The sequence below is a fragment of the Pleionea mediterranea genome (genome assembly GCF_003148745.1).
GTDB classification, from domain to species: Bacteria; Pseudomonadota; Gammaproteobacteria; order Enterobacterales; family Kangiellaceae; genus Pleionea; species Pleionea mediterranea.
In genome coordinates, this window is the sequence record NZ_QGGU01000002.1 from 73204 (window position 1) to 88283 (window position 15080).

Below are 15080 nucleotides of genomic sequence, written 5' to 3' on the forward strand. Positions count from 1 at the left end.
CGTAATTGAACAACGAATTAAATTCAGGGGTGTAACACACTATGCCAAAACGTTCTGACATCAAAAGTATTCTGATTCTCGGTGCCGGTCCAATAGTCATCGGTCAAGCTTGTGAGTTTGACTATTCAGGTGCTCAAGCTTGTAAAGCGCTGCGAGAAGAAGGGTTTCGAGTAATTCTTGTGAACTCGAACCCGGCGACCATTATGACTGATCCGGAAATGGCGGATAAAACCTACATTGAGCCGCTGCACTGGGAAGTCGTCGCAAAGATTATTGAAAAAGAAAAGCCTGATGCTTTACTGCCAACCATGGGCGGGCAAACGGCACTCAACTGTGCGCTTGATTTAGCTTCTCGCGGTGTACTGGAAATTCATGGCGTTGATATGATTGGCGCCAATCGTGAAGCCATCGATAAAGCCGAAGATCGTGATTTGTTTGCCAAAGCCATGCGCAAAATTGGCCTGGATATGCCACGCTCGGGTATCGCTCACAGTATGAAAGATGCCAATGAAGTACTGGAGAATGTTGGCTTCCCTTGTATTATTCGTCCTTCGTTTACCATGGGCGGCACTGGTGGTGGTATCGCTTACAACCGGGAAGAATTTGAAGAAATATGTACTCGCGGTCTCGATTTATCACCAACCCATGAACTGTTAATTGATGAGTCATTAATTGGCTGGAAAGAATACGAAATGGAAGTGGTGCGTGATAAAGCCGACAACTGCATTATTGTCTGCGCCATCGAAAATTTTGATCCAATGGGTGTGCACACGGGTGACTCGATAACCGTAGCGCCTGCACAAACGTTAACGGATAAAGAATATCAAATTATGCGTAATGCTTCGTTGCAGGTATTGCGAGAAATTGGTGTAGAAACTGGCGGTTCCAATGTTCAGTTTGCGGTTGATCCAGAAAACGGCCGATTGGTCGTGATTGAAATGAACCCACGAGTGTCGCGATCATCGGCACTGGCCTCCAAAGCCACGGGTTTCCCGATTGCCAAAGTAGCGGCGAAACTGGCTGTGGGCTACACCCTGGACGAATTGCAAAACGAAATTACGGGTGGCAAAACTCCGGCCTCTTTTGAGCCCAGTATTGACTATGTGGTCACTAAAATTCCTCGGTTTAACTTTGAGAAATTCCCTAATTCAGACGCAACGCTCACCACACAGATGAAATCGGTTGGTGAAGTAATGGCGATTGGTCGAACTTTTCAAGAGTCGATGCAAAAAGCATTACGAGGATTGGAGCAGGGCAACACAGGTTTTGATCCGATAATAGATGTCAGTGATGAAAAAGAGAAAGACATTCTGCGACAAAAATTAATTGTGCCCGGTGCTGATCGTATCTGGTATGTCGCCGATGCTTTCCGTGCAGGTTACAGTCTGGATGATGTCTTTGAATTAACCAATATCGATTGTTGGTTCCTGGTACAGATAGAAGAGTTGATTAACCTTGAGTCTGAGTTTGCCAAATTGTCGCTGGGTGATGTCAACGGCGATATCTTATATCAATACAAGCGCAAAGGTTTCTCCGATGCTCGCCTCGGTGATTTGATTGGTGTTTCAGAAAAAGAAATTCGAAAGCTGCGTCATTCATTGAATGTTCACCCGGTTTATAAACGCGTGGACACCTGTGCAGCAGAGTTTTCAACCAGCACGGCTTATATGTATTCCACCTACGAAGAAGAGTGTGAGTCGGATCCTTCGGATCGCGACAAAATCATGGTGCTTGGTGGCGGCCCTAATCGAATCGGTCAGGGTATCGAGTTTGATTACTGTTGTGTTCATGCGGCGTTGGCGATGCGTGAAGACGGTTACGAAACTATAATGGTGAACTGTAATCCAGAAACGGTTTCTACCGATTACGATACTTCCGATCGACTTTATTTTGAGTCGGTAACACTGGAAGATGTGTTGGAAATTGTGAATAAAGAAAAGCCGAAAGGCGTAATTGTTCATTACGGTGGACAAACACCGCTTAAAATATGCCGCGCTCTGGAAGCAGCAGGTGTTCCCATTATTGGTACCTCTCCTGATGCCATCGATCGCGCTGAAGATCGCGAGCGATTCCAGCGGGCGATAGACAAGCTTGGTCTTAAGCAACCGCCAAATCGCACGGCGCGTAACATGGAAGAAGGCATTCGCCTGGCCGATGAAATTGGTTACCCTCTGGTTGTTCGTCCATCCTATGTTCTGGGTGGCCGTGCCATGGAAATTGTTTACACCGAAGAAGAGCTCAGACGTTATATGAACGAAGCGGTGAGTGTATCGAATGAATCACCGGTACTGCTGGATCGTTTTCTGGATGATGCCATCGAAGTGGATGTGGATTGCATTTACGACGGCAAAGACTGCTTAATTGGCGGCATTATGGAGCATATCGAACAAGCGGGTGTTCACTCGGGTGATTCGGCTTGTGTGATCCCGCCTCATTCCTTGAGCAAAGAGATTCAGGACGAAATGCGTAAACAGGTTGCGGCAATGGCAAAAGAACTGCGGGTACGCGGTTTGATGAACACCCAGTTTGCCATTAAAGGAAACGATATTTACGTACTGGAAGTTAACCCACGTGCTTCGCGTACGGTGCCATTTGTGTCCAAGGCAACTGGTGTGCAACTGGCAAAAGTAGCCGCCAGAGTCATGGCTGGCACCTCACTGGCAGAGCAAGGGATCACCAAAGAAATTATTCCACCGTTTTATTCGGTGAAAGAGCCGGTATTCCCATTTAATAAATTCCCCGGTTCGGATCCACTGTTAGGACCCGAAATGAAATCAACCGGCGAAGCCATGGGAGTTGGTGACAACTTTGGTGAAGCTTACTATAAAGCACAACTGGGTGGCGGTTCACAAGCGCCTCAAGGTGGTCGAGCGATTATCAGTGTTCGTGATGCCGATAAAGTAAAACTTGCCGAAGTTGGACGAGCATTAATCGATTGTGGTTTTGAGTTGGTGGCAACATCTGGCACGGCGCGTTCGCTGGTTGAAGCCGGTGTGCCATGCAAAAAAGTAAACAAGGTTAATGAAGGTCGTCCCCATATTGTTGACCTGATCAAAAATGAAGAAGTGAATTACATTGTGAATACCACAGAAGGGCATAAAGCCATAGCCGATTCATTTTTGATCCGTCGCTCGGCGTTGCAACATAAAATTGCTTATACAACCACGCTTGCGAGCGCTTTAGCCACCACACAGGCAATTAAACGACAAACTCGTGAAACCGTTGAGTCTGTTCAGGAATTACATAAAAGGGTAGTGTCATAATGCAAACTCGAGTTCCAATGACCAAAGAAGGGGCTGATAGTCTTCGTGACGAGTTAAAGCACCTTAAAATGGAAGCACGGCCAAAAGTGATTGCCGCTATCTCAGAAGCGCGTGAACATGGCGACTTGAAAGAAAACGCTGAATATCACGCAGCCCGGGAGCAGCAGGGCTTTATTGAAGGTCGTATACAGGAAATAGAAAGCAAATTGTCGAATTCGCAGATTATCGACATTGCCAATATGACGAATAATGGCAAAGTGATTTTTGGCACAACGGTGGATCTGGTCAACATTGAAACTGAAGAAGAAGTCAGTTATCAAATTGTTGGTGACGATGAAGCCGATCTAAAAATCAATAAAATTTCCGTTTCTTCACCAATTGCCCGAGCATTGATTGGTAAAAGTGAAGGCGATGAAGTGGTGGTTCGTGCCCCTGGCGGTGAAGTAGAGTACGAAATTGTTGAGGTTAAATATATTTAGCGAAAGTTTTCACCAATGAGTTAACCTCACTCAATGAAAGTCTAAAAAGCCGGATTTATTCCGGCTTTTCTATTTAACTATGACAATTCATCGAATTACGGGATGAAACTGGTCTATACTCATTGAAAGAATTCAAACGATACCGCGTCCTGTTGCAACGATTTAGCATTCTACTTCTAATTTGTTTTTATTTGGCTAATGCTTTTGCCGATATTAAAGCGGTTAATGGCAGGTCATTACGTGCTGATTTAGAACGCCCGATAAAAATTGGTATCACCGAAACGCCTCCATTTATCATTATACCCGACGATCATCCCCCAAAAGGTTTTATGATGTCGCTACTGCGCATGATGGAAAAGCATCATGACGCTGGTTTTGACTATATAGAGTACAACAGTTGGTCAGAGTTACTGCAAGCGGCAAAAAAACGCGAAGTTGATGCTATTTTCCTAGCGCAAAAAACGGCCGATAGACTGGAATATTTCGAGTTTACCCGGCCAATAATCACAGTACAAAATCATTACATAGTTCATGATAGCTACATTGGAAAAGTGGCACCTAATAGCCTTAATGAAGCTCAAGTGGTCGCGTCAAAAGACAGTGCGAATTACACTCGGCTGGTAAAAAAAGGGGTATCAGTCAATGGTGCTTACTCGGCACGTGAGGCTTTATTACAAGTTGCTAATCAGGAGTCTGAGATAGCCATTGTTGATGCCCCCAAGGCTTCTTATTATATGAATAAACTGGCCATCGATAATATTAAAATAGCGGGACGTTCGCCTTACAGTTATCATTTAGCCATCGCAACACGTAATGATATGCCTAAGCTTAACCTGTTTTTTGAAAATGCCATTGTGTTAACTCCAGAGTCAAAACGTGATTCGCTCAAGTTAAAGTGGGGCTTGGTAGATGAGCCTGTTTTTAGTTGGTACATTGTTTACTATGCCATTGTTGTAATCGCATCTTTGTCACTCATTACACTATATGTCTTGAGACTGAATCGAAAATTAAAGCGTGAAATTGATAATCGAATTCAATTTGAAACGTTGCTTGCCAAAGCAAACGCAAATATACAGACGGAGAGAAATAAGGCTCAATACGAAGCGCGAACCGATTCTTTAACAGGCGCGAATAATCGTCGTCGTTTCCACGAGTTATTGTCATCCGAGTTGTCGTTATTTAGTCGAGAAAATCGTGTATTCAGTCTGATAATGCTGGATATTGATTTGTTTAAATCTATTAATGATGAGTATGGGCATGACGCTGGTGATAATGTTTTGGTTGCGGTCTGTCGGTCAATGATGAATGCACTAAGACCTTATGATTTAATGGGGCGAGTAGGCGGCGAAGAGTTTGCGGTTATATTGCCCGGTATTCATTTGAAAGAAGCCGAGTCAGTTGCTGAGCGGATACGGGAAAATATAAATTCGTTATCGTTTAAGGATATGGACCAAAAGAACGTAACCGCGAGTCTAGGTGTCACCCAAGTTAAAAAAGAGGATGATAAAAACAGTCTGCTGAAACGTACCGATGAAGCCTTGTATCAGTCCAAGGAAAATGGTCGAAATCGTGTTACTGTCATCGAATAATTCCATAGACTATTTTAACAAGGTAAATGCTAAGCCATGAATATAGTCTTTCTGGTGAATCGCGATTTACCCGCAAACCTGGCTGTTAATCATTGTTTACCCGCTCTTTCACACCATAAAATTTGGCTGTTTATGTCGTCATCGGTGGGAAAAACCGAGCAGCCCCCTTTTGCATTAAGGCAACTAAAGTTTTTTGAGCAACAGCTTTTTACCGAGTTGTTATCTCCGTTATTAAAACAAACGGCTGATCCTGCTAACACTGATATACCGAAGAAGCGCTCTGGATTAATGCGTTCGTTTGAGCAAATGACGCCATGGTTGCAATCTCCCGCGCAACTTCTAAACGACATAAAATCTGAGCATGGCTTGGCAACACTGGCCAGGTGTCAGCCGGATCTTATTATTAGCATTCGGTATGGCGTGATATTAAATAACGCTGTTATTCAACAGTCTCGACTGGGTGTGCTGAATTTGCACTCGGGTAAATTGCCGGATTACCGCGGGGTGATGGCAACATTTTGGGCCATGTTAAACAGCGAAGCCTATGCAGGTACCACTTTGCATTACATCCAGAACAGTCGAATTGATGAAGGGGATATTATTGCCAGTACCGAGTTAGCAATCGATAATAATAAATCATATTTATGGCATCTTTTAGAATTGTATCCCGATGGATGCGAAGCGATTCTTACGGCGGTAAAACGGATTGAGCAATCTGAGTCCATCATAACCAGGCCACAACCCGATACCGGTCATTATTACAGCTACCCCACAATCGATGATCTTGAATTATTCAAAAACAAAGGGTTGAAGTTGTATGACGCGACCGAAGTGATGCCATTTTTGCGTCGATATTTAGACTAAGCCGTAACTAACCTAATGTAACTAAAAGAGTTTTTCTTCACGAGTTAGATATTTGTTATCGGCTATGGCCTATAGGTTTTGGGCCAGTCGTTACAGGGTTGCAGCAACAAGCGCTAACCAAGGATCGCGTTTTTCGTTAAAAACCGGCAACTTTGAATAAATAATACGCGAAATGGTTTGATTTTTGCCCCGTCTGTTTGAGAAAATACGCGCCATTTCAAAATGGGCCCCCAGCTCAGGAGTGTTATATGCCAACCCGATTTGATTTAGCCAATGCTATTCGTGCGCTTAGCATGGATGCCGTGCAAAAAGCTAATTCTGGCCACCCCGGTGCTCCATTAGGCATGGCAGATATTGCCGAAGTCTTATGGAACGACTACTTAAACCACAGCCCGAAAAACCCACAGTGGGTCAATCGTGATCGGTTTGTGCTATCCAATGGTCACGGCTCCATGTTGATCTATTCGTTATTGCACCTGACTGGATACGCGTTAACCATTGATGACTTAAAACAATTTCGTCAACTGCATTCAAAAACACCCGGACATCCGGAATACGGTTACACCCCCGGTGTTGAGACCACTACCGGTCCTTTAGGTCAGGGTCTTGCCAATGCGGTTGGTATGGCGATCGCCGAAAGAACATTAGCGAGTCAATTCAATCGTCCTAACTTTGAGATGATCAACCATTACACCTACACCTTTTTGGGCGATGGTTGTTTGATGGAAGGTATCTCTCATGAAGTCTGCTCACTGGCAGGCACTTTGGGATTAGGCAAGCTCATTGCGTTTTATGACGACAATGGCATCTCCATTGATGGCGAAGTCGAAGGCTGGTTTACCGACAATACACCTAAGCGTTTTCAGTCTTACGGTTGGCAGGTTATTTCTGCGGTTGATGGGCACGATCCTGATGCGATCAAAGCCGCCATCGAACAAGCGCGTTCAGAAACGTCTAAACCAACGTTGATTTGCTGCAAAACAACCATAGGTTTTGGTGCCCCCAATAAAGCCGGTAAAGAAGATTGCCATGGCGCGCCATTGGGTGATGAAGAAATTATTGGCACTCGCAAAAATTTAAAATGGGATCACGCAGCGTTTGAGATCCCGAAAGATATTTATCAGGGCTGGGATGCGCGCGACAAAGGCGAGCAACTTGAAGAAACCTGGAATAACCAGTTTATTGCTTACCGTGATGAGCACCCGGAACTTGCGGCGGAACTTGAGCGGCGACTGAATGGTTCACTGCCTGCTGATTTTGAAAGCAAAGCGATGGACTACATTAATGCCACTCAGGCGGAAGCTGCAAAAGTGGCCACGCGTAAAGCGTCGCAAAATGCCATTGAACATTTTGCTGCCGAGTTACCGGAATTGCTCGGTGGATCAGCGGATCTGGCTGGCTCTAATTTAACATTGTGGAGTGGTGCCAAGGGTATCGATGCCAAAGATGCATCCGGTAATTATTTGTATTACGGCGTGCGCGAATTTGGTATGGCAGCGATCATGAATGGTATTGCCCTGCACGGTGGTTTCATTCCTTATGGCGGCACTTTCCTGATCTTTATGGAATACGCCCGTAACGCATGTCGTATGGCCGCATTAATGAAACAGCGCGCTATTTATGTGTTTACCCACGATTCTATCGGACTGGGTGAAGACGGCCCAACCCATCAGCCCATTGAACAGCTAACCAGTTTACGCACCACGCCAAATATGTCGGTGTGGCGTCCTTGTGATGCAACCGAAACGGCCGTTGCCTGGAAAAGCGCCTTAGAACGCGAAGACGGTCCAACCGCATTAGCGCTTTCGCGTCAGGGGTTACCCGGATTAAAGCGCTCGCAGGAGCAATTATCGAATGTTGCCAAAGGCGGTTACATCATTCGTGACTGCAGCGGTACGCCAGAACTGATATTAATGGCTACCGGCTCAGAAGTAGAGCTGGCACTTAAAGCTGCCAGCGAGCTGGAAAAAGACGGTCATCAAATCCGTGTTGTTTCCATGCCATCAACCAATACCTTCGATCAACAGTCCAGCCAGTATAAGGAAACCGTATTACCCTCGGCGATCACCAGTCGCATAGCGATTGAAGCCGGCTTCCCCGACTTCTGGTACAAGTACATTGGACTAAATGGCAAAGTGTTGGGCATGCCGACATTTGGCGAGTCAGCCCCGGCCAGTGATCTGTTCGAAGAGTTTGGTTTTACAACGGATAAGTTAGTCGCCATGGCTAGCGAGTTTTTATCGGACAACGAAGCGTAATTCGAAAGCAACACATTTCGTTAGATGATATCTGTGGTGTCGGTCGATTTTTTTGACTGGCACCATTGAGCAGCACTTGGTGTTGCACCAATAACCAATTTCAAAACACAAGCTTAAGCACTGCTTTGGCATCTACCACTTAATAATTAATTTATTAAGGCCATTGAGCAACGGCTTATGCAACAAGTTATGAGGCGAATGACTGTTCGCTTCAGCCAGTCATAACAGTGAGGTACACAATGACAGTTAAAGTTGCCATTAATGGCTATGGTCGTATCGGTCGCATGGTTTTGCGCGCCATCTATGAATTAAACCGTCAGGATGAAATTAAAGTTGTGGCGATCAATTCGTCGCACCCAATTGAAACCAATGTTCATTTAACCAAATACGACACTACACACGGACGATTTGAAGCTGATGTGACTGGTGATGATTCCCATATGTACGTTAATGGTGACAAAATTGCCATGATCGCCGATCGTAATCCAGAAAACATTAAGTGGAGTGATCACGGTGTCGATCTGGTGATGGAATGTACCGGCGTGTTTAAAGATAAAGCCGGTGCTTCGAAGCACTTTGTTGGCGGCGCCAAAAAAGTATTAATTTCCGCACCCGGTGGCGACGATATCGATGCCACGGTTGTGTTTGGTGTGAATGATGACGTACTGACTGCGGATCACAATATCGTATCCAACGCATCCTGCACCACTAACTGTCTGGCGCCGGTTGCTAAAGCGTTGCATGAAGGTCTGGGGATCGAAAGCGGCTTAGTGAATACCATTCATGCCTACACCAATGATCAAAATATCATTGATAACCAACACAAAGATTTGCGCCGTGCCCGTGCAGCAGCGCAATCGGTAATCCCAACTAAAACCGGTGCTGCCAAAGCAGTTGGTCTGGTACTGCCCGAGTTGAACGGCAAACTGGACGGTTTCGCCATGCGAGTCCCAACACTTAATGTATCGACTGTTGATTTGACCTTTACCGCCAGCCGTAACACAACGGTTGAAGAAGTGAATCAAATCATTAAACAGGCTGCGGATGAAAATGTGCTGGCGTACAACGATGAGCCGCTGGTATCTATCGACTTTAACCATCACGCTGCGTCGAGTATTTTTGATGCAACACAAACCCGAGTGATTGGCGGAAACCTGGTGAAAATTGTGACCTGGTACGACAATGAGTGGGGCTTCAGTTGCCGCATGATCGACACCGCTTTAGCGATGATGAAAGCCTGATAATCCATCAGCTTTCCTGCAAACGGCGCTTTAATGCGCCGTTTCTGGTTTTACAACAGAAAACTTGTCTGATGACTGTTGTTGACGACGGTTAGACGCCACAAAACCGCCGTTTTCAGTTACAATAGCGCATAATTTTTCAATCCTACTTGATGACGTATAAGGGTTTATAACGCATGTCCGTATTACGAATGGCTGATCTTGACCTTCAGGGAAAACGGGTATTAATCCGGGAAGATCTTAATGTGCCGATTAAACATGGCAAAGTGACTTCCGATGTTCGTATTCGAGCCGCATTGCCCACCATTCAACTGGCGCTGGAAAAAGGCGCCAAGGTCATGGTGATGTCACATCGTGGCCGACCCACCGAAGGCGAGTTGTCGAGTGATGACTCCATGGCACCTATCGCAGAACATTTAAACCAACTGCTGGACGCACCGGTACGGTTAGAGCCTAATTATCTCGACGGCGTTTCGCTGACTGAAGGCGAAGTGGTGTTATTTGAAAATGTACGTTGTAATCTTGGCGAAAAGAAAAACGACGATGCTCTGGCAAAACAATACGCGGCCTTATGCGATGTGTTCGTTATGGATGCGTTCGGCACTGCCCACCGCGCTCAGGCATCGACACACGGTGTCGCCAAGTTTGCACCTGTAGCATGCGCCGGTCCGCTTTTAGCGGGTGAACTGGATGCATTGGGTAAAGCTCTGGATAACCCGGCGAGACCTATGGTGGCTATTGTGGGTGGTTCTAAAGTATCAACCAAGCTCACAGTATTAGACGCCTTATCAAAAGTGGTTGATCAGCTGATAGTCGGTGGCGGTATTGCTAATACCTTTATTGCTGCAAAAGGGCACAATGTCGGTGGCTCTTTGTACGAAAAAGATTTGATCCCGGAAGCGCAGCGATTAATGGCGCAAGCTGAATCTCGCGGTGGCAGCATTCCGGTACCGACGGATGTTGTGGTGGGAAAAGCCTTTGATGAAGCAACCCCCGCTACTTTAAAGTCCGCTTCTGACGTAGCCGACGATGATATGATTTTTGATATAGGTCCAGAGACTGCCAAACAATTAAACGATATTTTAGCCAGCGCTAAAACCATTGTCTGGAACGGACCGGTGGGTGTGTTTGAGTTTGATCAGTTTGCTGAAGGCACCAAGTCGATGTCACTGGCGATCGCAGACAGTGATGCCTTTTCAATCGCAGGCGGTGGCGATACGCTGGCCGCAGTGGATAAGTTTAATATTCAAGACAAAGTGTCTTACATCTCAACCGGAGGCGGCGCCTTTCTGGAATTTCTGGAAGGTAAAAAACTGCCCGCCGTTGCGATCTTGGAACAACGCGCTGCCGAATAATCGTCAGCGTATTTTGAATACCGATAATTTGAACATTTAATTTCAGGAAGAGAGGAAAATCTGATGGCTTTAATTTCAATGAGACAGCTACTGGATCATGCCGCCGAGCATGGTTACGGTGTGCCGGCGTTTAACGTAAACAATCTTGAACAAATGCGTGCGATCATGGAAGCCGCCGACAAAACCAATTCACCGGTTATTGTGCAAGGCTCGGCTGGCGCACGTAAATACGCCGGAGCACCTTTCTTGCGTCATCTTATCTTGGCGGCAACCGAAGAGTTTCCTCATATCCCTGTGGTTATGCATCAGGATCATGGCACCAGCCCGGCGATTTGCCAGCGCTCTATTCAATTAGGCTTTTCATCAGTCATGATGGATGGTTCATTACGTGAAGATGGTAAAACACCGGCCAGTTATGAATACAATCTTGAAGTCACCAAGAAAGCCGTTGAAATGGCCCATGCCTGCGGTGTGTCCGTTGAAGGTGAGCTGGGTTGTCTGGGATCACTTGAAACCGGTGAAGCGGGTGAAGAAGATGGTGTTGGCGCTGAAGGTAAATTGTCTCACGATCAGCTGTTGACCGATCCGGATGAAGCGGCAGATTTTGTTAAACAAACTCAAGTGGATGCATTGGCCATTGCTATTGGAACATCGCACGGTGCGTATAAATTTTCTCGTCCGCCCACTGGTGATATTTTAGCGATTGAGCGTATCAAAGCCATTCATAATCGAATTCCGGATACTCATCTGGTTATGCATGGTTCCTCTTCGGTTCCTCAGGACTGGTTGGCCATCATCAATGAATTTGGTGGTGAAATTCCGGAAACTTACGGTGTGCCTGTGGAAGAAATTGTTGAAGGTATCAAGTACGGTGTTCGTAAAGTTAATATTGATACTGACTTACGTTTAGCGTCAACCGGTGCGATTCGTCGTCATCTGGCGCAAAACACCAGCAACTTTGATCCGCGTAAATACTTTGCCGAAGCAACCAAAGCGATGACCGAGATTTGTATTGCCCGTTACGAGTCATTTGGTACCGCGGGTAATGCCGATAAGATCAAACCGATTTCTTTGGAGAAAATGGTAAGTCGTTACGACAGCGGCGAGCTTGCTCCTAAAATTAACTAATTTATTATTACTATATGTCCGACCATAAACTTATTATGGTCGGATTTCTTTTGCTGCAAAGCTTGATGGATGGGTGGTATTAATGGATTCATTCGATCCTTATAAAAGTACCGAAACTACCGAGATCCCTCTCGAACAAAAGCTAATTGCGGAGCAAAATATATTTGGAACCATCCTTGGTTCATTAGTAGGTGCAGTCCCCGGCTTTCTCATATATCTTTGGCTTTTGTCTTTCCCTTTCTACGCAGTACTGGGTTACTTTATTCCCGGATTGTTTATTGGCTTATTTGCAGCTTTTATGGGGCGTGGGATTGATAAAGTGCATCGCCTCGCCAGCGCTGCCGTTACGGTGATAATAGCCAGTGTCATTGTTATCGTCTTTGATACAGATTCATCGATAATAGCCCTTTCTTTAGTGAACGCTGTGGTCGCAGCCTTTAGTGCTACAAGATGGCTCTCAAGAGAGCAGGAAGACGCCATTTTTGATTATAAAATAGGCTATCGTAAGACAAAAAAGCAACAATAAGATGATGCTAATAACTCTGAGCCTGTTCTCTGGAAAAAATCCAAATTAATGCAAGCATTTGCCGATCGCATCTGTTAAATTTTGCTATTCATTATTGCAAATAATTGCGTTCCTCATATTAGTTGGGCTAGCCATAACGAATGTTTTTTGAGCATAAACAAAAAGATTTTTTTCGGCCATTTATTAGTAAATACCGGGAGCAAATTGCCGATTGTTTACAGGCTTTATACGCTCAGCTTTACACCATTCAGGCTGACTACGAATCCATCAATACCCGTGAAAAAATTATTGCGCTGTTTCAGGAAACCGTAACGCGATCGCCAGTTATAGAAAGTAATCTGGAAGACGATACTAATCTACCCACTAAAAGTGATCGGGAACAGGCTAACTGGGTTATGAATTCGTTATTGGAATATGGTTGGCTAGAAAAACAGGTAGATGAAGCCACGTTACAAAGCTCTTATGCATTTACCCGGGTAGGGCGTTTGTTTACTCAGGCGATTGTTGAAACAAACGGCGCTGCCTATCGAACCAGGCACCGTAATACCCGTAATGTAAGAAATGCGCTGAATATGTTTGTTGAGCAGGGCGATGTATATGATTTGCTTGACGCTTTTGAATATTCGGAACGAATTATTTCAGACTTCAGTGACACGATAGCGGAACTGGATGAGCGAAAACGACAGTTGGTGAAAGAGGTAGAAGCACAGCAGTTGGTGGAAAAAGCCAGCGAAGAATTTTTTGAGTTTATGGAAAAACGCTTTATGCCGGATTTGTCAATTCGGCTTTCAGCAGACAGTGTTGAAAAATGGCGTGATGAAATACAGGAGTCGATCAATAAAGCTCGACGTAAGCGCAAAGAGTTTAAAACACAGGCTGAAACAAGTTTAAGAAAAGTCGCGCCTGAACTTATCGAACAAGACAATACATCGGTTTTCTTAAATCTATTAGAACGTATAGAACAGCGCATCCACCGTGCATCAGAAATTATGTTGCCGGCACTGCGTCAATCACTGCATGGTTTTACCCGACGTGCTGATATTATTATGAGGCAATTAAGTTTTTCGGCACAAGGTCGACAAAGTGATATTGCCGAAATTTGTCAGTCGCTTTCACAACAACCAGAACAAGTGGTTGATCAAAAATTAGAAGCCGCCGGGAATGTACTGGCGCAAATTAATGTTGGCTTTTTTGATCCTCAACAGGTTCGACTGTTTCAACGACATAAAAAACGTGTGGTGGATTCACGTGCCGAAGAATCTGGCAGCATGGATGAGTCAGCACGCAAAGATTTGTACATACGTCAGTCGGTTGAACGTGCCTTTGCATTGAGTAATCAGGATATGGCCGACTATCTGCTTAAATCATTAGGCAGTGGTCATCGTATCTACTCCCATCAATTGCCTGTCAACACTGCTCGAGAATTGCTGATGAGAGCACACGCCATTGAAGTGGGATCCGCCGGACGGCAATCCAGTGAGTATCAGTTTATTGTTGAAGATACCGGCAAGCGTGTTGTGGATGATTATTTTGAAGCGGATGAGTTTACTATTCGTGTTGAAAAGATAAGCAATCAAACTAAACCCACCGATCAATTAGTCGAAAATAATAATTAAGTTGTTATGAAATTAACCCATAGTCTAGAACAGTCGTTGGACGATAAAAAAGTTTCTTTAGCTGAATTTCAAGAATTAATTGTTCGGCTTTTAAACTATACCGTGTTAAGTCGACATGAAAGTGCAACAGAGCAGATATTGTATGATCGTTTTGTTCGTGTCGAAGAGCTGATCAATGAGTATTTAGCGATAGCCCATATTCGCTTACATCATGATCATCATTTTCAATACATTCGTTTATTTCCACCCGGATCAGAAATACCAGGTATTCAAGAGCCCGATGACTCTCAGTACAGTGGCAGCTTGAGGCAACGACTGAATCAAAGTGAAGTTGCATTAGTATTGATTCTGCGGTTGCAGTATGACAAGTCCCTACGAGAAGGAAAAATAGATGACATGGGTTTTGCTCTTGAATCTCTTGAGTCATTATCCATTGCCATGAAAAATATGTTACGAAGACCACTGCCAAAAAAATTAACCGATCGAAAGCGATTGTTTCAACGGCTGCGTCAGTTGCGATTGATTCAATTTCGACAGGATGAAGAATTTGAAAGCGGAGAAACCTGGGTGAAAATACACCCAATGATAGTGAGTTTTGTCAATGAGGATGCACTTGACGTTTTAATCGAAAAAACAACAGATGAATCACTGGATGACGTAAAAGATAGTCAGCTGGATAAGACTAATGAATCCAGAAAGCTACAGAGTGTAACTGCATCTGACGCAGAATAATAAATAATTCAGCGCCAAGCCTGATAGTG

Annotated in this window: 11 protein-coding genes; all 11 read left to right on the forward strand. The window is 44.9% G+C overall.

Annotated elements, in window-relative coordinates; all coding sequences use genetic code 11:
- Positions 1–41 precede the first annotated feature (41 nt).
- The 11 genes from carB (at position 42) to C8D97_RS02490 (ending at position 15051) form a co-directional block, all read left to right on the forward strand.
- On the forward strand, positions 42–3263 hold the full coding sequence (gene carB / locus C8D97_RS02440; protein WP_109761755.1) for a carbamoyl-phosphate synthase large subunit: 3222 nt from the start codon (positions 42–44) through the stop codon (positions 3261–3263).
- The gene (greA, locus tag C8D97_RS02445) at positions 3263–3742 is read left to right on the forward strand and encodes a transcription elongation factor GreA (RefSeq protein ID WP_109761756.1); all 480 of its coding nucleotides are present in this window, start codon (positions 3263–3265) and stop codon (positions 3740–3742) included. The genes carB and greA overlap by 1 nt, the downstream gene beginning before the upstream one ends.
- 122 nt (positions 3743–3864) lie before the next feature.
- Positions 3865–5331 carry a transporter substrate-binding domain-containing diguanylate cyclase gene (locus C8D97_RS02450; RefSeq protein ID WP_109761757.1) on the forward strand — a complete coding sequence of 489 codons (1467 nt, stop codon included), beginning with the start codon at positions 3865–3867 and terminating at the stop codon, positions 5329–5331.
- A gap of 36 nt (positions 5332–5367) precedes the next feature.
- A complete protein-coding gene (locus C8D97_RS02455; protein ID WP_109761758.1) occupies positions 5368–6195 on the forward strand; it encodes a formyl transferase in 828 nt (275 codons plus the stop codon).
- Positions 6196–6443: 248 nt separating this feature from the next.
- Positions 6444–8453, forward strand: coding sequence for a transketolase (tkt, locus tag C8D97_RS02460; RefSeq protein ID WP_109761759.1), 2010 nt, complete (start codon positions 6444–6446; stop codon positions 8451–8453).
- A 239-nt stretch (positions 8454–8692) separates the two neighbouring features.
- On the forward strand, positions 8693–9694 hold the full coding sequence (gene gap, locus C8D97_RS02465; RefSeq protein ID WP_109761760.1) for a type I glyceraldehyde-3-phosphate dehydrogenase: 1002 nt from the start codon (positions 8693–8695) through the stop codon (positions 9692–9694).
- Between the two features lie 176 nt (positions 9695–9870).
- On the forward strand, positions 9871–11049 hold the full coding sequence (locus C8D97_RS02470) for a phosphoglycerate kinase (RefSeq protein WP_109761761.1): 1179 nt from the start codon (positions 9871–9873) through the stop codon (positions 11047–11049).
- 63 nt (positions 11050–11112) lie between these two features.
- Positions 11113–12177, forward strand: a complete 1065-nt coding sequence (gene fba, locus C8D97_RS02475; RefSeq protein ID WP_109761762.1) for a class II fructose-bisphosphate aldolase — start codon at positions 11113–11115, stop codon at positions 12175–12177.
- 82 nt (positions 12178–12259) lie between these two features.
- The gene (locus C8D97_RS02480) at positions 12260–12703 is read left to right on the forward strand and encodes a hypothetical protein (RefSeq protein ID WP_109761763.1); all 444 of its coding nucleotides are present in this window, start codon (positions 12260–12262) and stop codon (positions 12701–12703) included.
- A gap of 140 nt (positions 12704–12843) precedes the next feature.
- On the forward strand, positions 12844–14319 hold the full coding sequence (locus tag C8D97_RS02485; RefSeq protein ID WP_109761764.1) for a Wadjet anti-phage system protein JetA family protein: 1476 nt from the start codon (positions 12844–12846) through the stop codon (positions 14317–14319).
- A gap of 6 nt (positions 14320–14325) precedes the next feature.
- Complete coding sequence (locus C8D97_RS02490) at positions 14326–15051, forward strand: DUF4194 domain-containing protein (protein ID WP_109761765.1); 726 nt, start codon at positions 14326–14328, stop codon at positions 15049–15051.
- Positions 15052–15080: the final 29 nt, after the last annotated feature.

Bases quoted from the DNA above. Each gene is read 5' to 3' on its own strand.
- carB (WP_109761755.1), top strand. From the start codon at position 42: ATGCCAAAACGTTCTGACATCAAAAGTATTCTGATTCTCGGTGCCGGT.
- greA (WP_109761756.1), top strand. From the start codon at position 3,263: ATGCAAACTCGAGTTCCAATGACCAAAGAAGGGGCTGATAGTCTTCGT.
- C8D97_RS02455 (WP_109761758.1), top strand. From the start codon at position 5,368: ATGAATATAGTCTTTCTGGTGAATCGCGATTTACCCGCAAACCTGGCT.
- tkt (WP_109761759.1), top strand. From the start codon at position 6,444: ATGCCAACCCGATTTGATTTAGCCAATGCTATTCGTGCGCTTAGCATG.
- gap (WP_109761760.1), top strand. From the start codon at position 8,693: ATGACAGTTAAAGTTGCCATTAATGGCTATGGTCGTATCGGTCGCATG.
- C8D97_RS02470 (WP_109761761.1), top strand. From the start codon at position 9,871: ATGTCCGTATTACGAATGGCTGATCTTGACCTTCAGGGAAAACGGGTA.
- fba (WP_109761762.1), top strand. From the start codon at position 11,113: ATGGCTTTAATTTCAATGAGACAGCTACTGGATCATGCCGCCGAGCAT.
- C8D97_RS02480 (WP_109761763.1), top strand. From the start codon at position 12,260: ATGGATTCATTCGATCCTTATAAAAGTACCGAAACTACCGAGATCCCT.
- C8D97_RS02485 (WP_109761764.1), top strand. From the start codon at position 12,844: ATGTTTTTTGAGCATAAACAAAAAGATTTTTTTCGGCCATTTATTAGT.
- C8D97_RS02490 (WP_109761765.1), top strand. From the start codon at position 14,326: ATGAAATTAACCCATAGTCTAGAACAGTCGTTGGACGATAAAAAAGTT.